Annotated in this window: 25 protein-coding genes; 10 read left to right on the forward strand and 15 right to left on the reverse strand. The window is 67.4% G+C overall.

Annotation, left to right across the window (positions count from 1 at the left end; translation table 11 throughout):
• Nucleotides 1-7: 7 nt before the first annotated feature.
• From fmdA to urtA, 6 genes are all read right to left on the reverse strand, one after another.
• Nucleotides 8-1,240 carry a formamidase gene (gene fmdA / locus ABL844_RS18910; protein ID WP_369661917.1) on the reverse strand — a complete coding sequence of 411 codons (1,233 nt, stop codon included), beginning with the start codon at nucleotides 1,238-1,240 and terminating at the stop codon, nucleotides 8-10.
• 24 nt (nucleotides 1,241-1,264) lie between these two features.
• The gene (urtE, locus tag ABL844_RS18915; protein ID WP_184637236.1) at nucleotides 1,265-1,966 is read right to left on the reverse strand and encodes an urea ABC transporter ATP-binding subunit UrtE; all 702 of its coding nucleotides are present in this window, start codon (nucleotides 1,964-1,966) and stop codon (nucleotides 1,265-1,267) included.
• Nucleotide 1,967: 1 nt separating this feature from the next.
• Nucleotides 1,968-2,711, reverse strand: coding sequence for an urea ABC transporter ATP-binding protein UrtD (urtD, locus tag ABL844_RS18920; RefSeq protein ID WP_126022105.1), 744 nt, complete (start codon nucleotides 2,709-2,711; stop codon nucleotides 1,968-1,970).
• Between the two features lie 19 nt (nucleotides 2,712-2,730).
• Nucleotides 2,731-3,921, reverse strand: coding sequence for an urea ABC transporter permease subunit UrtC (gene urtC, locus ABL844_RS18925; protein WP_418128487.1), 1,191 nt, complete (start codon nucleotides 3,919-3,921; stop codon nucleotides 2,731-2,733).
• A gap of 28 nt (nucleotides 3,922-3,949) precedes the next feature.
• On the reverse strand, nucleotides 3,950-4,864 hold the full coding sequence (gene urtB / locus ABL844_RS18930; protein WP_418121343.1) for an urea ABC transporter permease subunit UrtB: 915 nt from the start codon (nucleotides 4,862-4,864) through the stop codon (nucleotides 3,950-3,952).
• A 77-nt stretch (nucleotides 4,865-4,941) separates the two neighbouring features.
• Nucleotides 4,942-6,207 (reverse strand): urea ABC transporter substrate-binding protein, encoded by a 1,266-nt coding sequence (gene urtA, locus ABL844_RS18935; protein WP_418128489.1) that lies wholly within the window; start codon nucleotides 6,205-6,207, stop codon nucleotides 4,942-4,944.
• A gap of 259 nt (nucleotides 6,208-6,466) precedes the next feature.
• Between urtA and ABL844_RS18940 the strand changes: the two genes are divergently transcribed.
• From ABL844_RS18940 to ABL844_RS18950, 3 genes are all read left to right on the forward strand, one after another.
• On the forward strand, nucleotides 6,467-9,868 hold the full coding sequence (locus tag ABL844_RS18940; protein WP_418128490.1) for an ATP-binding protein: 3,402 nt from the start codon (nucleotides 6,467-6,469) through the stop codon (nucleotides 9,866-9,868).
• Nucleotides 9,846-10,742, forward strand: a complete 897-nt coding sequence (locus tag ABL844_RS18945) for a response regulator transcription factor (RefSeq protein WP_184637224.1) — start codon at nucleotides 9,846-9,848, stop codon at nucleotides 10,740-10,742. The genes ABL844_RS18940 and ABL844_RS18945 overlap by 23 nt, the downstream gene beginning before the upstream one ends.
• A gap of 90 nt (nucleotides 10,743-10,832) precedes the next feature.
• Nucleotides 10,833-11,603, forward strand: a complete 771-nt coding sequence (locus tag ABL844_RS18950) for a TIGR04325 family methyltransferase (protein WP_369661911.1) — start codon at nucleotides 10,833-10,835, stop codon at nucleotides 11,601-11,603.
• Between the two features lie 15 nt (nucleotides 11,604-11,618).
• On the opposite strand, the gene ABL844_RS18955 is transcribed toward ABL844_RS18950, so the two are convergent.
• Entirely contained in the window at nucleotides 11,619-12,140 is a 522-nt protein-coding gene (locus ABL844_RS18955; protein WP_418128491.1) for a hypothetical protein, read from the reverse strand.
• Nucleotides 12,141-12,215: 75 nt separating this feature from the next.
• Here ABL844_RS18955 and ABL844_RS18960 point away from each other — a divergent pair, with 75 nt between their 5' ends.
• From ABL844_RS18960 to ABL844_RS18970, 3 genes are all read left to right on the forward strand, one after another.
• Nucleotides 12,216-13,115, forward strand: coding sequence for an SPFH domain-containing protein (locus ABL844_RS18960; RefSeq protein ID WP_184637218.1), 900 nt, complete (start codon nucleotides 12,216-12,218; stop codon nucleotides 13,113-13,115).
• A 39-nt stretch (nucleotides 13,116-13,154) separates the two neighbouring features.
• The gene (locus tag ABL844_RS18965; RefSeq protein WP_126022096.1) at nucleotides 13,155-13,361 is read left to right on the forward strand and encodes a hypothetical protein; all 207 of its coding nucleotides are present in this window, start codon (nucleotides 13,155-13,157) and stop codon (nucleotides 13,359-13,361) included.
• 81 nt (nucleotides 13,362-13,442) lie between these two features.
• On the forward strand, nucleotides 13,443-14,294 hold the full coding sequence (locus tag ABL844_RS18970) for a substrate-binding domain-containing protein (protein ID WP_418128492.1): 852 nt from the start codon (nucleotides 13,443-13,445) through the stop codon (nucleotides 14,292-14,294).
• Nucleotides 14,295-14,304: 10 nt separating this feature from the next.
• Here ABL844_RS18970 and ABL844_RS18975 read toward each other — a convergent pair whose 3' ends face one another.
• Nucleotides 14,305-15,201 carry an alpha/beta fold hydrolase gene (locus ABL844_RS18975; RefSeq protein ID WP_418128494.1) on the reverse strand — a complete coding sequence of 299 codons (897 nt, stop codon included), beginning with the start codon at nucleotides 15,199-15,201 and terminating at the stop codon, nucleotides 14,305-14,307.
• Between the two features lie 181 nt (nucleotides 15,202-15,382).
• On the opposite strand from ABL844_RS18975, the gene ABL844_RS18980 reads away from it, so the two are divergent.
• From ABL844_RS18980 to ABL844_RS18990, 3 genes are read left to right on the forward strand one after another with little or no spacing between them, the layout of a single operon-like run.
• Nucleotides 15,383-16,096 (forward strand): response regulator, encoded by a 714-nt coding sequence (locus ABL844_RS18980; RefSeq protein ID WP_418128495.1) that lies wholly within the window; start codon nucleotides 15,383-15,385, stop codon nucleotides 16,094-16,096.
• A complete protein-coding gene (locus ABL844_RS18985; RefSeq protein ID WP_369661906.1) occupies nucleotides 16,093-17,574 on the forward strand; it encodes a sensor histidine kinase in 1,482 nt (493 codons plus the stop codon). Before ABL844_RS18980 ends, ABL844_RS18985 begins: the two co-directional genes overlap by 4 nt.
• A 49-nt stretch (nucleotides 17,575-17,623) precedes the next feature.
• A complete protein-coding gene (locus ABL844_RS18990; protein WP_418128497.1) occupies nucleotides 17,624-18,373 on the forward strand; it encodes a transporter substrate-binding domain-containing protein in 750 nt (249 codons plus the stop codon).
• A gap of 10 nt (nucleotides 18,374-18,383) precedes the next feature.
• Here ABL844_RS18990 and ABL844_RS18995 read toward each other — a convergent pair whose 3' ends face one another.
• Nucleotides 18,384-18,806, reverse strand: coding sequence for a hypothetical protein (locus ABL844_RS18995; RefSeq protein ID WP_369661904.1), 423 nt, complete (start codon nucleotides 18,804-18,806; stop codon nucleotides 18,384-18,386).
• A gap of 67 nt (nucleotides 18,807-18,873) precedes the next feature.
• On the reverse strand, nucleotides 18,874-21,114 hold the full coding sequence (locus tag ABL844_RS19000; protein ID WP_184637206.1) for a M1 family metallopeptidase: 2,241 nt from the start codon (nucleotides 21,112-21,114) through the stop codon (nucleotides 18,874-18,876).
• Nucleotides 21,115-21,422: 308 nt separating this feature from the next.
• Here ABL844_RS19000 and ABL844_RS19005 point away from each other — a divergent pair, with 308 nt between their 5' ends.
• Nucleotides 21,423-21,557, forward strand: coding sequence for a hypothetical protein (locus ABL844_RS19005; RefSeq protein ID WP_418128499.1), 135 nt, complete (start codon nucleotides 21,423-21,425; stop codon nucleotides 21,555-21,557).
• 213 nt (nucleotides 21,558-21,770) lie between these two features.
• Here ABL844_RS19005 and ABL844_RS19010 read toward each other — a convergent pair whose 3' ends face one another.
• Genes ABL844_RS19010 through ABL844_RS19030 form a run of 5 tightly spaced genes read right to left on the reverse strand, consistent with a single transcriptional unit; the run spans nucleotide 21,771 to nucleotide 26,594 of the window.
• Entirely contained in the window at nucleotides 21,771-23,117 is a 1,347-nt protein-coding gene (locus ABL844_RS19010; protein ID WP_418128500.1) for an MFS transporter, read from the reverse strand.
• A 40-nt stretch (nucleotides 23,118-23,157) separates the two neighbouring features.
• The gene (locus ABL844_RS19015) at nucleotides 23,158-24,264 is read right to left on the reverse strand and encodes a porin (RefSeq protein ID WP_126022087.1); all 1,107 of its coding nucleotides are present in this window, start codon (nucleotides 24,262-24,264) and stop codon (nucleotides 23,158-23,160) included.
• Between the two features lie 44 nt (nucleotides 24,265-24,308).
• On the reverse strand, nucleotides 24,309-25,277 hold the full coding sequence (locus ABL844_RS19020) for a PDR/VanB family oxidoreductase (protein ID WP_418128502.1): 969 nt from the start codon (nucleotides 25,275-25,277) through the stop codon (nucleotides 24,309-24,311).
• A gap of 19 nt (nucleotides 25,278-25,296) precedes the next feature.
• Nucleotides 25,297-26,352, reverse strand: a complete 1,056-nt coding sequence (locus ABL844_RS19025) for a Rieske 2Fe-2S domain-containing protein (protein ID WP_418128504.1) — start codon at nucleotides 26,350-26,352, stop codon at nucleotides 25,297-25,299.
• Between the two features lie 17 nt (nucleotides 26,353-26,369).
• Nucleotides 26,370-26,594: a recombinase-like helix-turn-helix domain-containing protein gene (locus ABL844_RS19030; RefSeq protein WP_126022084.1), complete on the reverse strand. Its 225-nt coding sequence runs from the start codon at nucleotides 26,592-26,594 to the stop codon at nucleotides 26,370-26,372.
• Between the last annotated feature and the right edge of the window lie 12 nt (nucleotides 26,595-26,606).

A 26,606-nucleotide genomic window follows, 5' to 3' on the forward strand; every position in this document is an offset into this window, starting at 1 on the left:
TCAATGTTCAGCGCAGGTCCGGCGACAGCGGCATGTCGATGCTGCCGTCGATGAACTTCACAGGGCCGGCGGCGCTGGGGTTGATGTCGAAGTCGAAGATGCCGGTAGGCAGCCACAGCGTGGCGCACGAGTTGGGCACGTCGACCACGCCACTGATGTGCCCCTGCACCGGGGCGGTGCCGAGGATCGAGTAGGCCTGCGCGCCCGAGTAGCCGAACTTCTTCAGGTACTCGATGGCGTTCAGGCAGGCCTGGCGGTAGGCCACGTTCACGTCGAGGTAATGCTGCTTGCCGCTCTCGTCGACCGAGATGCCCTCGAAGATCAGGTAGTCGTTGTACTGCGGCGTGATGGGGCTGGGCTTGAAGATCGGGTTCCTGATGCCGTACTTGGCCATGCCGCCCTTGATGAGCGAGACCTTCATGTGCACCCAGCCGGCCATCTCGATGGCGCCGCAGAAGGTGATCTCGCCGTCGCCCTGGCTGAAATGCAGGTCGCCCACGCTCAGGCCCGCGCCGTCGACATACACCGGGAAGAACACCTTGGAGCCGCGCGAGAGGTCCTTGATGTCGCAGTTGCCGCCGTGCTCGCGCGGCGGCACGGTGCGCGCGCCTTCGGCCGCGGCCTTCGCCCTCGCCTCGCCGGTCATCTTGCCCATGTGGGCCGTGCCCGCAAAAGGCGGATTGGCCAGGCCGGGCACGCGCTCGGGGTCGGTGGCAATCAGCGCCTTCTCGCGCTCGTTCCACATGTCGAGCATGGGCTTGTCGGGCAGGCAGCCGATCAGGCCTGGGTGGATGAGGCCCGCGAAGTTCACGCCGGGCACGTGGCGCGAGCTGGTGAACATGCCCTTGAAGTCCCAGATCGATTTCTGCGCTTCGGGGAAATGGTCGGTGAGGAAGCCGCCGCCATTCTTCTTCGAGAAGAAGCCGTTGAAGCCCCAGAGGCTGTCCTGCTTGGCGCCGATGTCCAGCAGGTCGACCACCAGCAGGTCGCCGGGCTCGGCACCCTTCACGCCCACCGGGCCGGAGAGGTAGTGCACCGTGCTCAGGTCGATGTCGCGCACGTCGTCGGCGCTGTCGTTGTTCTTGATGAAGCCGCCGGTCCAGTCGAAGGTCTCCAGGATGAAGTCGTCGCCCGGGTTGACCCAGCAGGCCATCGGGATGTCCGGATGCCAGCGGTTGTGGATCATCTCGTTCTCAGTGGGCGGCTTGGTCAGGTCGACCTTGATCAGCGTGTCCGTCATTTGCAGTGGCTCCTGGGGTTGTGGTTAAACAGAGAGGTAGGCTTTGATGCGGTCGACATCGGTCTTGTCGCGCGCCGTCTCGTGCACGAGGCGCCCGCCCTCGATCACGAAGAGCCGGTCGGCCACGTCCATCGCGAAGCTCAGCACCTGCTCGGACACCACGATGGTGATGCCGCGCAGCTTGCGGATCTCGTTGAGCGCCTTCGCGATGTCCTTGATGATCGAAGGCTGGATGCCTTCGGTGGGTTCGTCCAGCAGCAGCACCTTGGGGTCTGTGACGAGCGCGCGCGCAATGGCGAGCTGCTGCTGCTGGCCGCCCGAGAGGTTGCCGCCCTTGCGGCTCTTCATGTCCCACAGCACGGGGAAGAGCGCGTAGATTTCTTCCGGGATGCGCCGTGTCTTCGAGTTCTCCAGGCCGGTCTGGATGTTCTCCTCCACCGTCAGCGTCGGAAAGATCATCCGCCCCTGCGGCACGTAGGCGATGCCCTTGGCCACGCGGCGGAAGCTCTCGTCGCGCGACACGTCCTGCCCCGCCACCTCGATGCGCCCGCTCTTCAGCGGAAGCACGCCCATCAGGCTCTTGAACAGCGTGGTCTTGCCCATGCCGTTGCGGCCCATGATGGCGACGGTCTCGTTGGCGTGGCCGTCGAACGAGATGCCGTGCAGCGCCTCGCTTTGGCCGTAGGCGACGTGCAGGTCCTCGACCTTCAGGTTGATGTTGCTCATGTCAGTGGCCCAGGTAGACGTCGATGACCTTCGGGTCGGCCTGCACCTTCTCCATCGGCCCTTCGGCGAGGATCTTTCCCTGGTGCATCACCGTGACCTTGTGCGCGATCTGCTTCACGAAGGCCATGTCGTGCTCGATGACGATCACGGCGCGGTTCTGGCAGATGCGCTTGAGCAGCTCGGCGGTGAGCTCGCGTTCGCGCGCGCTCATGCCGGCGATGGGCTCGTCGAGCATCAGCAGTTCGGGCTCCTGCATCAGCAGCATGCCGATCTCCAGCCACTGCTTCTGGCCGTGGCTCAGCAGGCCGGCCTCGGTGTCGAGCCTGTCGGCCAGGCCGATCTCTCCGGCGACCGCCTGCACCCTGGCCTTGACCTCGTCGTCGCACTTGAAGGCCAGCGCGCCGAACACCGAGCGCCCTTTCGGAAACGACACCTCCAGGTTCTGGAACACGCTGAGGTTCTCGTAGATGGAGGGTGTCTGGAACTTTCGGCCGATGCCCAGCCGCACGCGCTTGTGCTCGGCCATCTTCGTGAGTTCGGTGTTCCTGAACTTGATGCTGCCGGCGCTGGCGCGCGTCTTGCCGCAGATCAGGTCGAGCAGCGTGGTCTTGCCCGCGCCATTGGGGCCGATGATCACGCGCAGTTCGTTGCGGTCGATGTACAGCGTCAGGTCGTCGATGGCCTTGAAACCGTCGAAGGAGACGGTGAGGTCTTCCACGGCGAGCGCGAAGTCGGTATTGCTCATGAGGTTGCTCCGCGTGTGTTCAGGCGCGCTGGCTGCCGATGCCTTCGGGCAGCGCGGGCTCGACGGGCTGTGCTGCGGGCGTTGCCGATACGGTTGGTGCCGGCGGCTTGACGGCCGCGTCGCGCAATGCCTGCCGGCGCGACTTCCACCACGGGCGGATCTTTTCTTCCCACACGCCCGCGAGCCCCATCGGGAAGGCCATGGTCACGCCGATGAAGAGCGCCGCCATCAGGAACAGCCACAGGTCCGGAAAGCTCTCCGAGAACAGCGTCTTGCCCGCATTCACCAGCAGCGCGCCGTACACCGCCCCCACCAGGCTCATGCGGCCGCCGACCGCGCAGAAGATCACCATCTCGATGGACGGCACGATGCCCACGAAGCTCGGCGACATGAAGCCCACCTGCAGCGCGAACATCGCGCCGCCGATGCCCGAGAGCCCCGCCGCCAGGCAGAAGATGAAGACCTTGAAGTTCGACACGTCGTAGCCCGAGAAGCGCACGCGGTCTTCCTTGTCGCGCATGGCCAGCAGCAGCGTGCCCAGCTTGCTGGTCTGGATCCAGCGGCACAGCAGGATGCTGCCCACCAGCAGGGCCACGCAGACGTAGTAGAGGACGTACTTGGCGCTGTCGGTGCGCGTGTCCCAGCCCAGCAGAGTCTTCAGGTCGGTCATGCCGTTCACGCCGCCCGTGTAGCCCTGCTGGCCGATGATGAGCACCGTGCAGATCAGCGCCACCGCCTGCGTGATGATCGCGAAATACACCCCGCCCACGCGCCGCTTGAACATCGCGAAGCTGATGAGCCAGGCCAGCGCCATCGGCGCCAGCACCACCAGCGCGAGGCTCAGCGGCAGGCTCTTGAACGGCAGCCACAGCGTGGGCAGCTCGGTGATCTGGTTCCAGTCCATGAAGTCCGGAATGCCCGGCGTGGTCTGGATCTTGGTCGACACCGGGTCGGACGCCTCGAGCTTGAGGAACATCGCCATCGCATAACCGCCGATGCCGAAGAATACCCCCTGCCCCAGGCTCAGCACACCGCCGTAGCCCCACACCATGACGAGGCCCACGGCCACGAAGGCGTAGGTGAGGTACTTGCCCACGAGGTTGAGGCGGAAGATGTCGAGCGACAGCGGCAGAACCACCGCGAGCAGCAGCACCAGCAGCAGGAGGCTGCCCAGCTGGTAGCGCTGGATCGAGGCCTTGATGAAATTCATCGGAACGTTCTCCAGGAAGGAATCGGATTCAGCGGCGCACCTTGACTGCAAAAAGTCCTTGGGGGCGCAGCATCAGGATGAAGACGATCAGCGACAGCGTCAGCACCTTGGCCATCGACCCGGTCATGAAGAACTCCGAGACCGACTGCGTCTGCGCGATGCCGAAGGCCGAGACCACCGTGCCGAAGAGGCTGGCCGCGCCGCCGAAGGTGACGACCAGGAAGGCGTCGACGATGTAGAGCGAGCCCGAGGTCGGCCCGGTGGAGCCGATGGTGGTGAAGGCCGCGCCCGCCACGCCGGCAATGCCGCAGCCGATGGCGAAGGTGAGGCGGTCGGTCTTTTTCGTGTCGATGCCGGTGGCATTGGCCATGGTGCGGTTGGCAACGGTGGCGCGCACCCGCAGGCCCCAGCGGCTCTTGTGCAGCGCGACCAGCACGCCACCCGTGACCAGCGCGGTGAGCGCGAGCACGAACAGGCCGTTGATCGGGATGTCCAGGCCTTCGTGCGGCGTCCACGAGCCCATGAGCCATTCGGGCAGCGTCGGGCTCACCTCCTTCGGCCCGATGAAGGTGCGGAAGATCTGCTGCAGCCCCAGGCTCACGCCCCAGGTGGCGAGCAGTGTGTCGAGCGGACGTTTGTAGAGGTGGCGGATCAACGCCCACTCCACGATCCATCCGGTGACGAAGGCGAAGACGAAAGCCAGCCCGATGGCGATCGGGAAGTAGTACGGCATGAACCCGGGCGCCAGGCTCTCGGTGACGCGCGCGGCCAGGTAGATCGAGTAGGCGCCGATGGTCATGAACTCGCCATGCGCCATGTTGATCACGCCCATCTGGCCGAAGATGATCGCGAGGCCCAGCCCCATCAGCAGCAGCACCGCGAAGAGGCTCAGCCCCGCGAAGCCCTGCATGAGGCCGATGTTCAGCATGTCCGACAGAGTCATGGCGGGAAGTCCGGAAAGTTGGAGTTACCCCCTCTCCCGCTTGCGGGAGAGGGTTGGGGTGAGGGCCGGAGGCCTGCTTACTGGTAGCCCTTCGGGAACGGATCCGGCTTGATCAGTTCGGCCGACTCCGCCACCACCTTGAACGTCCCGTCGAGCTGCCCCTGCCCGATGCGCGCCTTGCTCCACAGATGGTGGTTGGCGTCGAGCTTCACGTAGCCCTCGGGCGCCGTCTTCAGCTCGATGCCCGGCGATGCGGCAACCACCTTGTCCACATCGAAGCTGCCGGCCTTCTCCACCGCGGCCTTCCACAGCCAGGGGCCGAGGTAGCCCGCCTGCGTCACGTCGCCGATGACGGCGTCCTTGCCGTACTTGGCCTTGAAGGCTTCCACGAACTTCTTGTTGTTCGCGTTGTCCAGCGTCTGGAAGTACTTCATCGACGAGTAGAAGCCCGCGAAGTTCTCGCCGCCCACGCCGGTCATCTCGTCCTCGGTCACGGCCAGCGTCAGCAGGAACTGCTTGTCGCCGGTGATGCCCGCGGCCTTGAGCTGCTTGTAGAAGGCCACGTTCGAGCCGCCCACCACGGCCGCGAAGATGCAGTCGGGCTTGGCCACCTTGATCTTGTTGATCAGCGAGTTGAAGTTGGTGTGGCCCAGCGGGTAGTACTCCTCGCCCTTGACCGAGCCCTTCTGGAAGTTCTCGATGTGCTTGCGCGCGATCTTCATCGAGGTGCGCGGCCAGATGTAGTCGGAGCCCACCAGAAAGAAGGTCTTGGCCTTCTTCTCCTTCGCGCCCCAGTCCAGGCCCCAGATGATCTGCTGCGTGGCTTCCTGGCCGGTGTAGATCACGTTCTTGCTCTGCTCCAGGCCTTCGTAGAAGGTGGGGTAGTACAGCAGGCCGTTCTCCTTCTCGAACACCGGAAGCACGGCCTTGCGCGAGGCGCTGGTCCAGCATCCGAACACGGCCGCGACCTTGTCGTTGACCAGCAGCTTCTTCGACTTCTCGGCGAAGGTGGGCCAGTCGGAGGCGCCGTCTTCCTTGATGACCTTGATCTTGCGGCCCAGGATGCCGCCCATGGCGTTGATCTGGTCGATGGCGAGCTGCTCGGCCTGGATGGAGCCGGTCTCCGAGATGGCCATGGTGCCGGTGGACGAATGCAACTGGCCCACCGTGACCTCGGTGTCCGTCACGGCGAGCTTCGTCGTGTTGACCTTGGCCGTGGGGAACTGGCCCTGGCCGAAGCTCAGGCCGCTCAGGCCCATCACGGGCAGCGCGGCGGCGCCCTGCAGCAGGCGGCGGCGGCGCAGTGCCATGGCATCGAGGGAAGGATCGGAATCACGCGACATCAGGAAACTCCAGGCAGGTTGTTGGAAAGGAGGGCCGCGCACCATCGAAGTGCATCGGACGGTGCCCCGAGCACCATGGCTGGAACTTTAGAAATCACCGGCGTATGCGCGAATACGTCATTCAACGTAGCGGCGGGTGCCCGCCCTGCCCGCAGACTCGCGAGCAAGACATCGGTGAAAAGGATCGGTGAAAAGGGCCGCAGGGAGCGCTTCTTGCTGTACCCGCGCCATGCCACTGCCGCCGCCGCGAGAACCCGCCATGCAATCCGTCTCCGGACAGAAGATCTTCCGCATCCGCCGCGACTACAACGCCTGGGTCGCGAACGAGACGCTGGAGGACTACGCGCTGCGCTACACGCCGCGCAGCTTCCGCAAGTGGTCGGAGTTCCGCGTCGCCAACGCGGCCTTCGGCGCCACCTCCTTCCTGGCGCTGGAGGCCATCGGCGGAGCCATCGCGCTGAGCTACGGCTTCTCGAACGCGCTGTGGGCCATCCTCGTGGTGGGGCTCATCACCTTCCTCACCGGACTGCCGATCTCGTACTACGCGGCACGCCATGGCGTGGATATGGACCTGCTCACGCGCGGCGCCGGTTTCGGCTACCTGGGCTCCACGCTCACGTCACTGATCTACGCGAGCTTCACCTTCATCTTCTTCGCGCTGGAGGCGGCCATCCTCGCGCTGGCGCTGCAGATGTACCTGGACTGGCCGCTGTGGCTGCTGTACATGGTGTCGTCGATCGTCATCATCCCGCTGGTGGCTCGGGGCATCACGCTCATTTCGGGGCTGCAGCTGTGGACGCAGCCGATCTGGATCGTGCTGTTCGTCTGCCCCTTCGTCGCGGTGCTGGTGAAGAAGCCCGAGCTCTACGCCGACTTCACCGGGCTGGTGGGCCGCACCTCCGACAGCAGCGGCTTCGACCCGCTGATGTTCGGCGCCGCCGCCACCGTGGCCTTCTCGCTGGTGGTGCAGATCGGCGAGCAGGTCGACTACCTGCGCTTCCTGCCCGAGAAGACCGCCGCCAACCGCGTGCGCTGGTGGACGGCGGTGCTGGTCTCGGGGCCGGGCTGGATCGTGCCGGGCATGCTGAAGATGATGGGCGGCGCCTTCCTCGCCTTCCTCGCGCTGCAGCACGAGATACCGGCCAACCACGCGGTCGAGCCCACGCAGATGTACCTCACGGGCTTCTCCTACGTGCTGCGCGATCCGGCCTGGGTGCTGGGCATCACGGTGCTGTTCGTGCTGGTGTCGCAGATGAAGATCAACCTGACGAACGCCTATGCGGGTTCGCTGGCATGGTCGAACTTCTTCGCGCGGCTCACGCACAGCCATCCGGGGCGCGTGGTGTGGCTGGTATTCAACGTGGCCATCGCGATACTGCTGATGGCGCTGGGCGTGTTCGCGGCGCTGGAGCACGTGCTGGGCTTCTACAGCAACATCGCCATCGCCTGGGTCGGCGCGCTGGTGGCCGACCTGGTCATCAACAAGCCGCTGGGCTGGAGCCCGCGCACCATCGAGTTCAAGCGGGCGCACTTGTACGACATCAACCCTGTGGGCCTGGTGTCGATGCTGGCGGCGGCGGCGCTGGCCATGCTGGCCTACTCCGGCACGCTGGGGCAATGGGCGAAGGCTTTTTCGCCCTTCATCGCGCTGGCCACCGCCATGGCGCTGTCGCCGCTGCTGGCCTGGCGCACGCGTGGGCGCTACTACCTCGCGCGCAACGACATCGAACGCTGGACGCCGGGCCAGGCCGTGAAGTGCTCAGTGTGCGACAACAGCTTCGAGTCGGAGGACATGGCGCACTGCCCTGCCTACAGCGCGCCGATCTGCTCGCTGTGCTGCACGCTCGAGTCGCGCTGCCACGACCGCTGCAAGACCGATTCGCGCGCAGCCGAGCAAATGAGCGGCTGGCTGCAGGCGCTGCTGCCGCCGGCGCTCTCTGCACGCCTGAACTTCCGCGTGGCGCACTACCTGCTGGTGGCGGCATCGCTCATCGCGCTGCTGGCCACCGTGGTGGGGGTGGTGTACGCGCAGGAGGCGCTGGCGGGCACCAGCGACCCGGTCATGGCCACGGCTTTCCTGAAGGTGTTCGCGCTGCTCTCCGTGGTGGCAGCGGTGGCAGCATGGTGGGTGGTGCTGGGCAGCGAGAGCCGGCAGATGGCGCAGGAGGAATCGAACCGGCACAACAACCTGCTGGCGCTCGAGATCGAAGCCCACCGCCGCACCGACGCCGCCTTGCAGGCCGCCAAGGAAGCCGCCGAGGCCGCCAACCAGGCCAAGACCCGCTACGTGGCCGGCATGACGCACGAGCTGCGCACGCCGCTCAACAGCATCCTGGGCTACTCGCAGATCCTCCTGAAGGGCGACTCCGTGAAGCCGCCGCGCGAAGCGGTGCAGACCATCCACCGCAGCGGCGAGCACATGCTGGGCCTGATCGACGGCCTGCTCGACCTGGCACGCATCGAGGCCGGCCGGCTGCAGCTGGAGCCCGCGCCGCTGGCGCTGCCGGCTTTCCTCGACCAGCTGGTGCACATGGTGCGCCCGCAGGCCGAGAACAAGGGCCTGGCCTTCGTCTACACGCACGCGGGCCGGCTGCCGCCGTGGGTGCATGCCGATGCGAAATGGCTGCGGCAGATCCTCATCAACCTGCTGACGAACGCGGTGCGCTTCACCGACAGCGGCACCGTCACGCTGCACGTGGACGCGCGCCGCGAGGTGCTGCGCTTCGACGTGGCCGACACGGGCATCGGCGTGGCGCCGCAGGACCACCAGCGCATCTTCCTGCCCTTCGAGCGCGGCGCTGCCGGCCGCCGGCGCGGCGAGCCGGGCACGGGGCTGGGCCTGACCATCACCGGGCTGCTCACCTCGCTGATGGGCGGCGAGCTCAAGCTGGCAGCCACTTCCTCGCAGGGCAGCACCTTCAGCGTGCGCGTGTACCTGCGCGAGGTGGCCGACCCCGGCCCGCAGGCCGGCAAGGCGGGCGCCGTGCGCCAGCCCGTGTCGGGCTACATCGGCGAGCGCCGCACGCTGCTGGTGGTGGACGACCAGCCGGTGCAGCGCCAGATGCTCGCAGGCATGCTCGCGCCGCTGGGCTTCGAGGTGCGCGAGGCCGCGAGCGGCACCGAGTGCCTCGACAGCCTGCGCGAGGAGCTGCCCTCGGCCATACTGCTCGACCTGACGATGGACGACATGGACGGCTGGCAGACCGCCGCCTCGGTGCGAGCATCGGGCTTCGGCGAGATCCCGATCATCATCGTCTCGGCCAACATGTTCGAGAACCAGGCCGAGCGGCTGCGCGCGGCGGGCTGCCAGGCCTTCGTGGGCAAGCCGGTGATCGAGTCGGAGCTCATCGCCACGCTGGAGCGCCACCTGGGCCTGGAATGGCTGGCGGCCGGCGATGCATTGCCGGTCGCGCTCGACGACCTCGAAGCCCTGCCCCCTCGCCCCCGGCAGCTCGACCTTCCGGAAGACGACCGCGCAGAGCTCATGCGCCTCGCCCAGATGGGCCACGTGCGCGGCCTGCACACCGCGCTCGACCGGCTGGCCGCCGCCTCGCCCACGGCGGCCGCCACATGCACCTGGCTGCGCGGCATGGTCGCGCGCTTCGAACTCGACAAACTCCGCAACGCACTGGCAGAAGATGCAGACACCCTCGCTCCCTGAATCGCCTTCGGCCGAACGCCCCGTGGTGCTGGTGGTGGACGACGCCCCCAGCAGCCTCGGCATGCTGTGCGACACGCTGGAGGCCAGCGGCTACACCGTGCTGGTGGCCGCCGACGGCGAGGCCGCACTGCAGCGGCTCGAACTGGTGGTGCCAGACGCGATCCTGCTCGACGGCCTGATGCCCGGCCTCTCCGGCTTCGAGACCTGCAGGCGCATCAAGGCCAACCCGGCGCTCGCACACATCCCGGTGCTGTTCATGACGGGCCTGTCGGAGACTTCGCACGTGGTCGAAGGCTTCGAGTGCGGCGGCGTCGACTACGTGGTGAAGCCGATCCGCGCGCAGGAAGTGCTGGCGCGGCTGCACACGCACGCGCGCAACGCGCGCATCACCCGCATGGCGCGCGACGCGGTGGACGTGGCGGGCATGGGCGTGGTCTTCGTCGACACGCGCGGGCGCATCGCGTGGCGCTCGCCGCAGGCCGCGCTGTGGCTGCATGCGCTGGAAGTTCCGCCAGCGCCTGGCCTTCTGCCGGGCTCGCTGGAGGCGGCGCTGGCGCCGGGTGCGGTCATCTCGGTCGGCACGTCCACGGGCATGCGGCTGTCGGTGCGCAACCTCGGCGCGGCAGCGCTGGGCGAGACGATGCTGCTCTTCGCCGTGCAGCGCGAAGGCCCGGCCGCGCGGCTGGCGGACGCGGCCCTCACCCCGCGCGAGACCGAGGTGCTTTCATGGCTCGCCAAGGGCAAGACCAACCGCGACATCGGCGAGATCCTGGGCACCAGCCCGCGCACGGTGAACAAGCACCTGGAGCACATCTTCGAGAAGCTGGGGGTGGAGACGCGGGCTGCGGCGGCAGCGCTGGCGAGCGGTATGTAACCCCCATGGGGTAACTGCCCCAACCGCACTGGGCTATACCCCTGCGCCGCTCCTGTTGCGCCCAGAATGGGGATGCCAACGGAGAACGAGATGCTCAACAGCCTTCTGCAATTTCCTGCCCGCGAGAGTGCGTACAAGCGCAAGTTCCTGAACAACACGGACGAGAACCTGTTCATGGGTTCGTTCGAGAGCTTCGCGGCGGCCGAGGCCGGCGCGCCCTCTTCCAAGGCCGTGGGCTATGCCAACGCCGACGCGGGCGAGCTCTACAGCCCGCAGATCTACTTCTACGACTACCCCGGTCTCTTCTGGCTGGGCCGCTCGATCGACGCGGGCCTCACGCGCGTGTTCGACCTGGGCGGGCACGTCGGCATCAAGTACTACGCCTTCCGGCGCGTGCTGAGCTATCCCTCCACGCTGCGCTGGACGGTGTGCGACGTGCCAGGCGTGGTCGAGAGCGGCCGCGCGATGGCCATCAAGCGCGAGGCCACGGAGCAGCTCGGCTTCACCACCGACTACCACGACGCCAGCGGCTGCGATGTGCTGTACGTATCGGGCAGCCTGCAATACCTGCCGGTGCGCATGGACACGATCCTCTCGGAGCTTGCGGTGAAGCCCCGGCGCATCGTGATGAACACCACGGCGGTGCACCCGGAGCGCACTATCTACACGCTCAACAGCATCGGCATCGCGGTGTGTCCCTATCGCATTCAACACCACGACGAGCTGCTGGCCGACCTCTCGCGCTCCGGCTACCGGAAGCGCGACGTGTGGCGCAACGAGGGCAAGCCCATCGAGGTGCCCTTCGTCGAGGGTGGCGACAAGCCCTACTACGCGGGCTGCTGCTTCGATCTGGTCGACTGACCGGGCGCGCCTGCTCTACCTCGGCGCCCGCAGCGAGCGCCGGAACTCGCGCAGCGGCAGGGCCTGCGTGGTGTCGATGTTGGTCGGGGCGCCGCGGATGAAGCCATGCACCGTGTCGCCTCGGACTTCGAGGATCGAGCCGCACGGGCCGATACCCAGCGCGCCCTCGCCGTTATCCCGTGCCAGCACGATCCATTCGGAGCCCTGCGGCAACGGCTCCTCGCGGCCCGGCGGCGCCGCGTTGAGCATGAAGTGCAGCACGCCGTTGCCCATGAAGCGGCCTGCGGCCTTGCCGGCTGGCCTGCCATCGAGGAACTCGACCGGCTCGAACATGAAGGAGCGCGGAGGCGGCGTGTAGTCGGGCACGCCCAGGTCGAAGGGCACGACGCGTACGCGAAGCACGCGGGCGCGTGGCTCGCCGCGCGCAGCCGCCACCGAATCGAGGAAAGAGGCGCGGCCGGCGCACGAGGTGGCACCGGCCGGCTCGGCGCCGAACAGGCTCGCAGCCAGCGCGGCGGCAGCGGAAATCCGGAGCATTCGCCGGGACATCGAAAACATCTTGACTGGCCTCAAAAAGATATTAGAGTGATATCACTTTCAACGGAGGCAGCGATGCAAGAGAAGACCCCCAACATCAATCCGCGACCGGTACGCATGGAGCGCCCCTACCGGTCGATCAACGGCTACGGCGTGTCCGCGGTGGCGCTGCTGCTCATCGCGGTCGGCGTCTGGGCGATGGTGCAGCGGCTGATGCCGCTGCCCATGAGCATCCTGCTGGTCGTGGTCGGCCTCGTGCTGGTTCCGGGCCTCTATATGCTGCAGCCCAACGAGGGCATCATCCTCACGCTCTTCGGCGAGTACCAGGGCACCGACCGCTCCGAGGGCCTGCGCTGGACCAACCCGCTGCAAAGCGGCCAGAAGATCTCGCTGCGCGCGCGCAACCTCAACACCCCGCCGCTGAAGGTGAACGACAAGCGCGGCAACCCGGTGGAGATCGGCGCGGCGGTGGTCTGGCGGGTCTACGACACGGCGCAGGCCGTGTTCGAGATCGACGACTACAACAAGTTCGTCGCCATCCAGGCAGAGGCGGCCATCCGCCACCTCGCCACCCTCTACGCCTACGACAGCGGCGACGACCTGCCGAGCGACGAGACCACGCTGCGCGCCGGCCTCGACACGGTGGCCGACGCCCTCAGGGACGACCTGAACCGCCGCTTCGCCAGCGCCGGCGTCGAAGTGCTCGACGCCAAGCTCACCCACCTGGCCTACGCCCCCGAAATCGCGCAGGTGATGCTGCGCCGCCAGCAGGCGGTGGCCATCGTGAGCGCTCGGCACCAGATCGTGGCCGGTGCGGTCGGCATGGTCGAGGCTGCCCTCAGGGGCCTGTCGGAGCGCAACCTGGTCGTGCTCGACGACGAGCGCAAGGCATCGATGGTGTCGAACCTGCTGGTGGTGCTGTGCTCCGACCGCGAGACTCAGCCCGTGGTGAACACCGGTACGCTCTACACCTGAGGCGCGAACCGTACGCGCCTTCCGATCCGTATTCACCCGATGGCCAGTCCCGGCAAGAAAGCCTATCCCCTGCGCATCGATCCGGCCCTGTGGGCCGAGATCGAGCGCCTCGCCGCGCAGGAACTTCGCAGCGCGAACGCGCAGGTCGAGTTCCTGCTGCGCGAGGGGCTGGCCCGGCGCGGGCGGCTGCCGGCCGCCGACCCGGGCGGCAGCGCGCCCGGAGACGAGCCCGCCGCGCCTCGGTAGTAACCCCGAATCCGCTGAGGGCGGAATGACAGGTCCGGCTTCTACGATGGCTTCTGCAGCCAACTTCCCCTTGGAGACATCGTGACCAGACCTTTTCTCAGCCGTTTCAGCCCTGCCCTTTCCATCACCCGCCGCGCCGCCCTCCCGCTGATCGCGGCCCTCGCGCTCGCAGGCTGCGGCAGCCTCGGCAGCAACAGCAGCAGCACCAGCAAGCCCGTCGCCGGCGCCGACATCCACGTCATGACCTCGGGTGGCTTCACCGCGGCCTACAACGACCTGCGACCCGAGTTCGAGCGCAGCAGCGGCCGCAGCGTCAAGACGGCCTACGGCGCCTCCATGGGCAATGCCGACGATTCCATTCCCAGCCGCTTGGCGCGCAACGAGCCCGCAGACGTCGTGATCCTCGCGCGCCCCGCGCTCGACGCGCTGGTGGCCCAAGGCAAGGTGGTGCCCGGCAGCCAGGTCGACCTGGTGCGCTCTTCCATCGGCTTTGCGGTGCGCAAGGGCGCGCCCAGGCCCGACATCAGCACGGTCGACGCGCTCAAGCGCACGCTGATCGCCGCGCCGTCGATCGCCTACTCGGCCAGCGCGAGCGGCACCTACTACGAGACCGAGCTGCTCAAGAAGCTGGGCATCGAGGACCAGGTCAAGCCCAAGAGCAAGCGCATCCTGAGCGAGCGCGTCGGTTCGGTGGTGGCCCGCGGCGACGCGGCGCTCGGCCTGCAGCAGGTCAGCGAGCTGCTGCCCATCGCCGGTATCGACTACATCGGCCCCCTGCCGGCCGAAGTGCAGCGCGTGACGGTGTTCTCCGCCGGCGTCGCCACCGGCTCGAAGCAGCCCGACGCGGCGCGGCAGCTCATCCGCTATCTCAACTCGCCCGCAGCGGCGCCCACCATCGCCAAGACGGGCCTGGAGCCGCTGCCGGCGCGCTGAGCGCGCACGGTCAGAGCGTCCAGCCGTCGCGCAGGAAGAACTCGACCAGCGCATCGCCAACCTTGTCGGCCTGGTCGAAGGCAATGGCGTGGCCCGCGTCGGGCAGCAACTCGACGCGCACATGCGGCGCCTGCGCCTTCACACGGGCGCGGGCGCGCACCGGGTCGAATAGCACCTCGTCCTCGCCGAGCATCAGCAGCGTGTTCCTGGGCAGCACGCGCAGGTCGGCATCTGTCATGCGGCCAGGTGGCCTCGGATGGGCGCGCTGGCAGCGCCAGCGCACGAGCCAGTCGTCCATGGCCCAGGGCGGCGGCTCGGGCGCCTTCGGAGACGACACCAGCGCCCGGAAGGCGCGCACCAGCCGCTCGCTCGGGAAGGCTGCGGCGAAGCCCGCGCGCAGCATCGTGCCGATGCGCACCGACTCCAGGTTCGGCGGCGCCAGCAGCGCCAGCTTGCCGACGCGGCGCATGGTCTGGCGCGCGTAGGCCGCCGCGAGCCATGCGCCGAAGGAGGCGCCGCACAGCCCCACCTTGGGCCGGCCGATGGCGATCAGCACGTCTTCGAGCCAGTTGCAGTAGCCGTCTTCCGTCGCGGGGCGGCGCCCTTCGCTGCGGCCGGCATCGCCGATGATGTCCAACGCGTAGACCTGCAGCGAGCCCGCGAGCCGAGCGATGTTGTGGATCCAGGTGGTGGCGTTGCCGCCGCCGCCGTGCAGCAGCACCACCGGCGGCGCATAGGCCGGCCCGCAGGCCAGCAGGTGCGTGCGGCCGTAGCGCGTCTCGACGTAGCGGCTCTCGTGCGGCACGGGCCAGCGCGCGAGCACGCGGGCATACGAAGCCAGCAGCGAGGAATGGGCTTCCGGCGAGCGGAAATTGCCGGCGAAGAGGCGCGCTTCGAAGAGGCTCATCGATGTCCCGTTCTGTTCTTTCCTGGTGATGTGGGGCGAACACCCCGCATGGTGAGCCGCATAGATGAAGGTCTGCTGAAATTCCGCCGGCTGGCGCCCCCCCTCCCTCCCGTGCGCCGGAGCACGTCTGCGTATCTGTTTCTTTGGGAATCCTTCAGCTTCGGCAGGTAGATTGCCCGCCATGAAGATCCTCCTGGCCGAAGACGATTTCGACCTTGCCACCGGCATTCGCGTCGCCTTGCAGACCCAGGGGATGGAGGTGGTATGGGTGCGCCGCGTCGAGGAGGCGCGGCGCATCCTCGAAACCGAGGGCTGCGACCTGCTGCTGCTCGACCTGGGCCTGCCCGACGGCGACGGCCTCGACGTGCTCGACCGGCTGCGGCGCGACGGCAAGCGGCTGCCGGTGCTCATCCTCAGCGCCCGCGACGGCCTGCACGACCGCCTGCAGGGCCTGGACAGCGGCGCCGACGACTACATGGTCAAGCCCTTCGTGCTGGCCGAGCTGCTCGCGCGCGTGCGCGCCCTTGCGCGGCGCAGCTACGGCGGCGATGGCGCCACCTTCGAGGTGCGAGGCCTGTGGCTGCACGAGCCGACGCAGCGCGTGCGCGTGGACGGCGTGCCGGTTACGCTTTCGCGAAGCGAATTCCGCCTGCTGAGCCTGCTGGTGCGGCGGGCCGACCGCGTGGTCGCGCGCCGCGTGCTCGAGCAGCTCATGGTGGCGGGCACCCAGGGCGCCGTGCAGGGCCAGGGGCCCGGCAGCAACGTGCTCGACGTACACGTCTCCAACCTGCGCCGCAAGATCGGCGACGGCTACATCCGCACCGTGCGCGGCATCGGCTACGTGATCTATCTCGCCGCGCAGCAGCAGCAACCGCCGCCGCTGGAGCACACATGAACGCGGTGCTCGCCTCGATAGCGCGTGCCCCCGCGCGGCTGCTGCGCAGCGGCTGGCTGCGCGTCCGGCGGCCCTCGCTGGTGCGCCGCCTCATGTTCGCGCAGGTCGGGATGATGACGCTGCTGTGGAGCCTCGCCATCGCGGTGCTGCTGAACTCCGCGTTCAACGAAGACCTCTCGATCATGGACGCCTCGCAGCGCAGCATGCTCGTCGTCGCGCGCAACCTCACCGACCAGCCTGCCCGGCAGTACGAGAGCCTGCGCTCCATGGACATCGCGCTGCGCAACTCCTTCGGCGGCGGCGACGACAACGACGACGCGGCCATGGCGCCCAGCGTCATCGTCTGGCAGAACGGCCACGAGATCTACCGTTCCCGGGGACTGCCGCCCGAGGGCATCGCCAATACCCGCCCCGACATCGGGGAGACGGTGCAGGTCAACGGAAAGAGCTGGCGCGCGCGCACCATCGAGTCTCCTTCCGGCAAGACGCGCGTCACGCTGGTCACGCCCGGCACCGAGCAGGTGTGGCTCACCTTCCAGTCGCGCGGCTACTACATCCTGCCGCTGGTCATCAGCGTGCCCTTCCTGCTGCTTCCGGCGTGGCTGTCGATCCGCCTGGCGCTGCGGCCGTGGCGCAAGGTGGCCAGCGAGATCGCCTCGCGCGGTCCGCACGACCTGGCGCCGGTGTCGACGCAGCCGCGCCACGACGAGCTGCAGCCGATGGTGCAGAACTTCAACGCACTGATGGAGCGGCTGCGCGCCAGCATCGCGCGCGAGCAGAGCTTCATCGCCGACGCGGCGCACGAGCTGCGCACGCCCATCGCGGCGATGCGCGTGAACGTGGAGGCGCTGCAGTCGCTGCTCATCGAACACATTCCCACCGAGCGGCAGGACGAACTCTTCGCGCGCGTGCTCAGCAGCAACGCGCGCGCAGAGCGGCTGGTGGGCCAGCTGCTGCGGCTCATGCGCAGCAACGCCAGCGCCTCGGCGCCGCGCGCGCTGCGGCTGGACGACCTGGTGCAGGAGCGCCTCGCGGCGCTGTCGGCGCTGGCGCACGTGCGCGAGGTGGAGATCGAACTCATGGAGGACGAGCCCGTCGAGCTCATGGGCGACCGCGACAGCCTGGTCTCGATGATCGACAACCTGATCGACAACGCCACCAAGTACAGCCCCGTGGGCTCGGTGGTGAGCGTGGGCATCCGGCGCGACGGCGACGTGGCGGTGCTGACGGTGTCCGACCAGGGGCCCGGCATCATGCCGGCACTGCGCGAGCGCGTGTTCGACCGCTTCTTCCGCGACCCCGACCAGACGCAGACCGGCAGCGGCCTGGGGCTGGCCATCGTGCGATCGGTGATCGACGCGCACGGTGGCACCATCGCGCTGGGCGACACCGGCGTGGGGCCGGGCCTGCGCGTCACGGTGCGGCTACCGCTCGGGCCGCTGGGTTCGCTCGGGATCGTGACGCCGGCCGGGTCGTAGCCTGACCCGTAAACTGGCGGGCATCTTCCTCCATCGACGCCAGGACGCCATGACTCAGCAGCAGACGACGATCTCCCCCGCCCTCGTTTCCGCCTTCGCGCCCAGCGGCACGCTGCGCGCCTCGATCAATCTCGGCAACCCGATCCTGGCCAACAAGGACGCGGCCACGGGCGAGCCGGTGGGCGTCTCCATCGACCTGGCGCGCGAGTTCGCACGGCGCCTCGGCGTGGCCATCGAGCTGGTGGTGTTCGAAAAGGCCGCCGCATCGGTCGACGCGGTGAAGAACGAGAAGGCCGACATCGGCTTCTTCGCCATCGACCCGGCGCGCAGCGAAGGGCTGCTGTTCACCGCGCCCTACGTGCTGATCGAAGGCAGCTACCTCGTACCCGACGCCTCTGCGCTCACCGACAACGCGCAGGTCGATGCCAATGGCAACCGCATCTCCGTCGGAGCAGGCAGCGCCTACGACCTGTTCCTGACGCGCGAGATCAAGGCGGCCGAGATCGTCCGCCTCCAGGGCGCAGGCCCCGCACTCGCGGCACTCCGCTCGGGCGAAGTCGAAGTGGCGGCCGGCATCCGCCAGATGCTCGAGGGCGAGGCGAAGCGCGCACCCGGCGTGCGCGTGCTGCCGGGGCGCTTCATGGTCATCCAGCAGGCCATGGGCACGCCCGCCAGCCGCGGCACCGAAGCGCAGGCCCTGCTCGCCGCCTTCGTGGAGGAGATGAAGGCCAGCGGCTTCGTGGCCGATGCGCTGAAGCGCCACCGCATCGAGGGCGCGAGCGTGGCGCCCGCTGGCTGAGCTCGCTGCTTCAGAGCTTGTACGCCTCCACCGGCCCGCGCGAATAGAAGAGGAAGTAGCCGGTCGAGGTCTGGAAGCCGTTCTTCTGCCAGCCCGCCGGCACCTTGAATATGCCGAGCTGCTCGCTGGCCACGCCGACGAAGGCGGTGTTCTCCTTGTCGGTGGTGATGCGGCTCCAGTGCTCTCGCGTCACGGGCTTCATCGTCATCTTCGGCTCGCTCCAGTCCGCCGTGCGCACCTTGTCGCGCATCACGTAGCCGTCGCCCTGCCGTTCGATCTTGATGAGCTCCTTGAGCGCGCCGTTCTGCTTCACGGCGTAGGTGCCGACGAGTTCGGCCTCGGGGCCGCCGCTGTTGCCGCTGTTCGCGCCGCAGGCGGACAGCAGCAGCGCCGCCGCTCCCGCAGCCAGCCATTTCAGGAATGCTGTGTTCATGATGGTCCTTGTCGAAGAGGCGCGCACCGCTCTCGCCGAGGGCAGCGCGCGCCGGTTCAGGCGATGCTCAGCGCTTCTCGTTGTCGCGCAGCTTCAGGCTGCCCTGGAAGCGCAGCGCATGCGGGTACGACTCCTTCTCCGCGCCGGTGGCCACCGCCACCATCTTCTGCTCGCTCACCTGCGTCTTCGCCAGCAGCGGCGCCGGCAGGTTCAGCACGCCCTTGATCTGGTCGTACTGCGCCTGCGTGATGCGGCCCACGCTCAGCAGCCGGAACGCATCGCGCTCGATGTTCAGCAAGAGCGGCTTGTTGCCCGCGAAGTTCTGCGCCTTGGCCAGCAGAGCGCTCCACGAGGGGGCGCTGTAGTTGCTCACGTAGTAGTCCTGCCCGGTCGGCCCCGCCAGCACCGCGGTGCAGCCCGGCAGCTCTACCTGCGTACTGTTGCCCGACATCACGAAGGTCTTGCGCTGCTCCATCGAGTCGCCATAGGCCAGCGTGACGGGAATGGTCCAGGTCGATGCCGGGTACAGGTTCTGGTTGGGGAAGGCCTCCTGCGTGATGTTCACGTAGGTGCTGTTGCCCGCGCACTGCGCGTCTACTGTGAGCAGCGGAATGCCGGTCTGGCGGATCAGGCTGTCGCCGATCTCGCTCACCTTCTTGCCGTTGCTGGCCTTCTCCAGCGAGCTCCACAGGCGCGAGGGCGTGACGTTGCCGAAGGCGTAGTCCTTCAGGTAGATGCGCAGGCCCTTCTGCATCGCCTCTTCGCCGATGTAGTTCTGGATGGTCTCCAGCACGTGGCTGCCCTTGTTGTAGACGAAGATCGACGGGCTGATGAAGCCGAACGAGCCCGCGTCGTTGAGGTTGCGCTGCACCGGCACGGCCGTGTTCTTCAGGTCGGCCACGATCACGTTGTGCTTGTCGAGAACGTAGTCGGAGAAGCTGTAGTACTCGGGGTGGAACTTGATCGTGGTGCGCCTTTCGAACCAGCGCGCGAACGACTCGTTGAGCCACACGTTGTCCCACCAGTCGAGCGTGACCAGGTCACCGAACCACTGGTGCGCCACCTCGTGCGTCACGACCGTCACCGAGTACAGCGTGGGCGTGTCGCCCGGCTTGGTGAGCACCGAGTCCGCGAACTCGAAGATCGAGCCCCAGTTCTCCATGCCGCCGAAACCGGTGTTGGGCTTGTTGTCGTAGCTGTCGTTGGCCGCGACGGTGTCGAACTTCTTGAACGGCAGCGGGATGCCCGTGTAGTTGTAGTAGTAGTCCATCGACACCTTGGTCCACTCCATCGCGAACTTGGCCCAGTCGGAGCGGCCCGGCGGCGTGAACCAGCGCAGCGGCATCTCGCTGCCGTCCAGCGGGTTCTTGAACTTGTCGGCCAGGATGTCGAACTTGCCGCCGCCGAAGAAGGTCAGGTACATCGGCATCGAGGGCGTCTTCTCGAAAGCCACGCGCTGGTAGCCGTCGGGCAGCTTCGTCGCCTCGATCTGCGCGCCGTTGGACACCGTCTTCCAGTCGCCCGGCACCTCGGCCGAGATCTCGAAGGTATGGCGGAAGGCCGGCTCGTCCCATCCCGGGAACCACTGCCGCGCGTAGTTGGTTTCGCCCTGCGTCACGATGGCGTCGCTGCTCACGCCCTCGGGCGTGGAAAGGCCCACCTTGAAGATGCCGGTAGCCGCCGAGCAGAACGGGTTGCGCGCCACCTCGGCAGGCGGGCAGTACTCGGCGTCGGAGAACTGGATCTTGCCGTCCCACTCCATGTGCAGCAGGTACTTGCCCTTGGCGATCTGGCCGTCGTTCAGCCGCAGCTGCACGAAGTCGCCCAGCGTCTGCGGCGTGGGAATGAGTGAAATCGCCTCGCCCGGGTTCGACACCTTGCGCAGCGTGGTGCGGCCCTTCGCGAAGTTCAGGTTGTGCGCGGCGACGACGATGGCATCGACCGGCTTGAGCACTTCGATCTCCACGTCGCCACGACCCACGAAGGTCTTGAGCGCCGCATCGGGCCGGAACCAGAGCTTGTAGTTGCTGGGCCAGACGGTGTCGGGCAGTTCCATCGGCTTTGCGGAGCGGTCGACTGCCGAAGCGGAGTTGTCGGCGAGGTTGGGCGCGCCGTCATCGGGTGCCTTGGCGGTGGGATCGGAAACGGGAGCGGAAACGACCTGGTCAGACGGAGCGCTGAGCCCGGTGCCGGCACCGCCGAACGAAGCGCCACCACTGTCTCCGCCGCCGCCGCAAGCCGTGAGCACGGCAAGGGTCACTGCGGTGATGGCAAGATGATTGACCACGGGTGTATTGAATCTTTTCATGATCGCCTCTGAGTACTCTTGGTAAGAAGAAACATGCGCCGTCCCGCATGCGCCGGCGGATAGCCTGCGATGCGCATGACGCGCGCGGTGATGAGTGAGATGAACAACGGGGGAATCGGGAAGAAACGGGCAACACGGCGCCCTCCCGGCGAACTCATCCGTTCGTCAGGACCACACAGTCATGCAGGGTCACACCGCGCGCGAAGCGGCGGTCCCAGGATGCGAGGCGTAAGGGGTTCCATTCCCGGCGATCGCGGGGTGATGGGATGTGGAGGCGGGGCTTGTAGCGCGAAGGCCTTCGTCAGTGCATGCGCATCGTCGGCGCGCTGCACGTCCGCGAAGCGGAAACGGTGCGGGCCGTGTTGGCGATGGCAAGACTTGCTGCGGCTCTTGTCGTTGATTTCACGCGCATTCCCTCGTCCATTGATGTCGCACAGTTGTAGCTGATGGACGCTGTGCGCTCAACGAATCGCGGAACTTTTCTTTCTCAAAATGTTCGCGCGCCATAGGCCGAATGGCGTCATGGCATGCGGTGCATGCCATGCAATACGAAGATGGTTCAGCCGCAGAAACACCTGCTCACGCAGATGACGGAAAACGGCTCGCGACACTGTGACGCGACGGCCACAGTACGAAGGTACAAGCCTTCGAAAAGCCTATGAAAGCTGTGAACCAGAGACTGTGCGCGCGCCGTGCGAGCGGTCGCGCAGCCACAGCATGAAGCCGCAGCCGAACACGACGATCTGCGTGCCGATGAGCAATGCGAAGCCCGCGAAGAAACCGGAGGCCGACGAAGCCGCCGATGCCGCGGGACCGGCGCCCGCGCCATGCGACATCGCGCCGATCACGCCGCCCATCAGCGCCGGCATGAAGCCCGCCACGAGGCTGCCCACGCCGTTGGTCACGCCGAAGGCACTGGCCGTGTGCTCGGGCCGCGAGCAGTACTGCACCGTGCTCGGAATGGCCGGGCTCTGCAGGCCCCAGAAGAAGTTGGCCGCCACCAGGCAGCACGCAGCCGCATAAGGGTCGCGTGCATTGATGGCCATCAGCACAGACAGCGCCACGCCCACGCTCGCGCCCATGAAGATGAAGGGCACGCGCTCGCGCCCCACCTTGTCGATGAGCACGCCGCCCACGAACACCGCGAGCACGGTGGCGTACTGCGGCAGCGAGGCCAGCCAGCCCATCTCGCGCATCGAGAAGCCGCGCGCCTCGCGCAGGTAGGTCGGCAGCCAGTTGCTGCTGCCCCAGAGGTACGCCAGCGCTGCCGAGGTGAGCAGCGTGATGAGGAACAGGTGCCGCGTATGGAGCGCCCCCTTCACGATGCCGCCCACGCGCGACATCGCCTCGCCGAAGGAAGACGGCTTCACGCCATCGGCATGCCCCGCCGGCATGCGCACGAAGGCCAGCACCAGCGGAATGCCCAGCACGATGTTCATCACGCCGAGCACGTGGAAGGAGCTGTCCCACGCGAACTGCGTGAGCAGCCAGCCCACCAGGGGATAGCCGATGGCCAGGCCCAACCCCGTGCCCATGTTGACGAAGGCGTTGGGCTTGCCGTTCTCGTCGCTGCGGAAGTGCGCCTTGATGTATGCCGAAGCCAGCGAGAAGAGCGGACCTTCGGACACGCCCAGCAGAACGCGCGAGGCCAGCAGCAGGCCGTAGCTGTGGAACATCGGCGATGCCCATGTCACCACGCCCCAGAGGATCAGCCCGTAGACAAGGCTGCGCCGCACGCCGAAGAGCGCCGAGCAGAACGGCGTGAGCACGAAGGCCGACACGCCGTAGCCCAGCATGAAGGCCGTCGCCAGGAAGCCCTGGCTCACGCGGTCGGTGGCGGCGAGGCCCACGTGGTTCAGGAAGGCCGCGTCGGTGATCAGCACCGCGATGTTGATGCGGTCCACGTAGGAGATGGCGACGATCACGAACAGCGTGATGACGCCGTACCAACGAAGGCTCCTGTCGTTCTTGCCGCTGTCGTTGTCGTTTCTGCTGCTCTGCATGGCCGTTCCTGCCGGGGTGAAGGTGATGAGGCGCGCGCGCCTAGAACATGTGGCGCATGCCGAACTCGGTGCCGCTGGAGGCACGGTTCGGCGCGGTGATCGCGCCCGAGAGGGCCTGCGATGCACCGTTGCTGTTGCTGATGCGCGCGATGGTTGCGTACAGCGCGGTGCGCTTCGAGAGGTTGTGCACGTAGCCGATGGCCAGCTTCGACGAGGTGGGCTTCAGCAGCGCACCCGCCGGCTCCAGCCGGTAGCGCGCATACGAGGCCTTGATCTCGCCGGGCCCGATCGGCAGCTGGAAGCCGACCAGAACGCCCTTGGCGTCGGTGGTGCCTTTCGACTCCTTGTACAGCTCGCTCGTGAGCTTGAGGTTCATGAGCGAGGCGTCGAAGGTGTAGGAGGCGCCGAGGTTGGTCACGCGCAGGTCGCCGCTCGCATAGCGCGTGCGGCCGGTGGCCAGCGCGATGTTGAGGCCGCCGCCCTGGTAGCCGAAGCGCGCGCCGGTGTGGTCGCCGTCGTGCCTGTTCGACACCAGCGTGCCCGGCAGCACCGACCTGGAGTCGTTCTCGCCCATGGCGTACATCACCTGGCCGTAGAAGCCACCGAGGCTGGCCGGCAGCAGGTAGCCGATGCTGTTCGATGCGCGCGTACCGGTGGGCGCGACGAGCCCGCCCAGGCCCGAGAAGTAGATCTGGTTGGCGCCGATGCCGCCGCCCGTGCCGAAGGGATCGAAGATGGCCGTGTTCCAGAAGGCCGGCACGTAGTCGCGGCCCAGCCGCAATTCGCCGAAGGGGCCGGCGAGGCTCACTGTGGAGCGGCGGTTGAAGCTCAGCACGCCCGCCGGCCCGTTGCCGCTGGCCTGGTTGTTGGTGTTCGAGGGAAAGCCCTGCGCGCTGTCGTTCTGCAGGCCCATCTCCAGCCAGAAGTTGGCGGAGTAGCCGCCGCCCAGGTCCTCCGTGCCACGAAAACCGAGGCGGCTGAACATGTTGCCGCTGTTGCTCAGTTGCGTCTTGTGGGCCGAACCGGGGCCGCTTCCCTTGGTGTAGGTGACGGCCGCATCGACCACGCCGAAGAGCGTGAGGGAAGATTGGGCCAGCGCTGCGCCAGCCCCGCTGGCCGCAGCCAGCGCGATCAGGTACTTTTTCATTGATTTGTCTCGGGTAGTTTTCTTCTGTCGGCCTTCGGCCCTGTTCAGATGTCGAGCACCAGCCGCTCGCCCTTGCAGCGAGAGACGCAGATCATCATGGTCTTGTTGGACGCACGTTCGATCTTCGTGAGGATGCCGTCGTGGTGGTCGATATCGCCTTCGAGCACCGCCGTCTCGCAGGCGCCGCACACGCCTTCCTTGCAGCTGTGGTCGGGGTTGAGCCCGGCGTCGATCAGGCTGTCGAGAATCGACTTGCCCGCCGGCACCTCGACGCTCCTGCCGCTCCTGGCGCACTCCACCACGCAGGCCTGCGAGGCGGCGCCCGATTCCACCTGCACCGCGGCGAAGCGCTCGATGTGCGCGTTGGCATAGCCCAGCTGCTCGCAGCTCTTCTCGAAGGCATCGAGCATCGGCGTGGGCCCGCAGCAGTAGTAGTGGCTGGAGGCGCCCTTGCCCGACAGCAGCTCAACGAGGTTGGGCGGCGCTCCCTTCTCGTCGTCGAAGTGCCAGGTCAGCTGCACCGACTTCTCTTTCGCCAGCGCCTCGATGGCGTCGCAGAAGGCGGCCTCCTTGCGGGTGCGGGCGCAGTAGACGATCTCGACCGGCCTGTCGATGGCCACCAGCCGCTGCAGCATGCACCAGATGGGCGTGACGCCGATGCCGCCGGCCACGAGCACCGAGCGCTCGGCGCCCTCTTCCAGCCTGAAGTTGTTGCGCGGGGCCGAGATGGGCAGCGTCATGCCCACGCGCAGCTGCTGGTGCACGTAGCGCGAGCCGCCGCGGCTCTTGCGGTCGTTGAGCACGCCCACCACGTAGCGCTGGCGGTCGCTCGACGGGTTGCACAGCGAGTAGCTGCGCACCAGCCCGTTGGGCAGGTGCAGGTCGATGTGCGAGCCGGCCTCGAAGGCGGGGAAATCCACCGCGGGCGTGGCCGGCCGGAACTCGACGCTCACGATGCCGTCGGCCTCGTAGCGCATGGTGTGCACCAGGGCGTTGAGCGTTGGGGAAGACATGGCGAAGCTCTCTCCCCTGTCAGGCCGTAGCGGTCTCGCTCGCCTGGGCGAGTTGCGCGACCGCCAGATTGCGCATGTGTCGGCGCAGGCGAACGATGCCCAGGTCGTGCTGGTACAGGTTCTCGTGCTGGTTGGCGTCGGCTTCCATCTCTTCGAGCATCACGCGGTCCTGCTCCAGCACGTGCCAGTGGCGCGCCTCCAGGCGGTTGCGGTAGAGGAAGCGCCAGGTGTCGCGCTGCCAGCCCGGCTGCAGCTTGCGCACGCGCCAGAAGAAGGTGGCCGTCATGCCCTTCACGATGGGCGAGAAGGCGCCGATGATGATGAAGTTGCCGCCGGGGCCGCCGGTCTTCGGGTAGGGAATCTCCAGGCGCATCCAGTGGATGCCGGTGTCGGCCCACTCGGTCCAGTCGAAGTTGACGTTGCGCTGGCCTTCCTTCTCGAAGACGAAGCCGATGTCGGTCTGGCGGATGCCGAACTTCGCGCTCGAATCGCCCTCGGCCATCGAGTGCGACTGCTTGTGCAGGTAGGTGCCGTGCATCGGGTCCATCACGTTGTCGAGCACGTAGCGGTAGTCGCCCTTCCACTCGGTGTAGCAGAGGAAGCTGCTGTATTCGGCCTCGTCGGTGAGCTGCTCGGGCAGCACCAGCGGCGGCGGCACGTCCACCGGCTCTTTCGAGTTGTAGATGAACACCGCCCCCGCGCGCTCCTGCACGTGGAAGTGCATCGTGGCCTTCGAGCCCTCGAGCTTGCAGCCGGGGCTGCCGGGCACGCGCGTGACCACGCCGTCGTGGCGCACTTCCACGCCGTGGTACGGGCACGAGAGCCGGTCGCCCAGCACCACGCCCTGCGACAGCGGCGCGCCGCGGTGCGGGCAGCGGTCTTCCAGCGCGTGCAGCACGCCTTCGCCGTCGCGCCACAGCGCGAGCTTGCGGCCGAGGCGGCGCAGGGAGACGGGGTTCTCCTTGATGAAGTGCGAGGGGCAGATCGGATACCAGAGGTCCTTCAGGCCGATCTCGAGCAGATGGTCGACCGGGTCCGCTGCAGCGTTGCCGACGGGTTGGATGGCGATGGTCATGATGTTCCCTTTCCCTCTCAGGCGGCCAGCGCCGCCAGTTCCTTGCGATACAGCTCTTCGGTCCATTGCTGGCCGCCCGGCGTGGCCAGGCCGCTGTCGTTCAGGCGCTGCACCAGCCCCGGCAGGTCGTGGATGCCGTCGGCGAAGGCGCGCTCGATCACGTCGCCCAGCAGGTCTTCGTAGGTGGTCGCGGGGCGACGGCGCGCCTGGTGCGGTTGCAGGTAGCGGTCTTGGGTTTGCATCGTGTGCCTCCG

It is taken from the genome of Variovorax sp. 278MFTsu5.1 (assembly GCF_048305045.1).
Classification (GTDB): domain Bacteria; phylum Pseudomonadota; class Gammaproteobacteria; order Burkholderiales; family Burkholderiaceae_C; genus Variovorax; species Variovorax guangxiensis.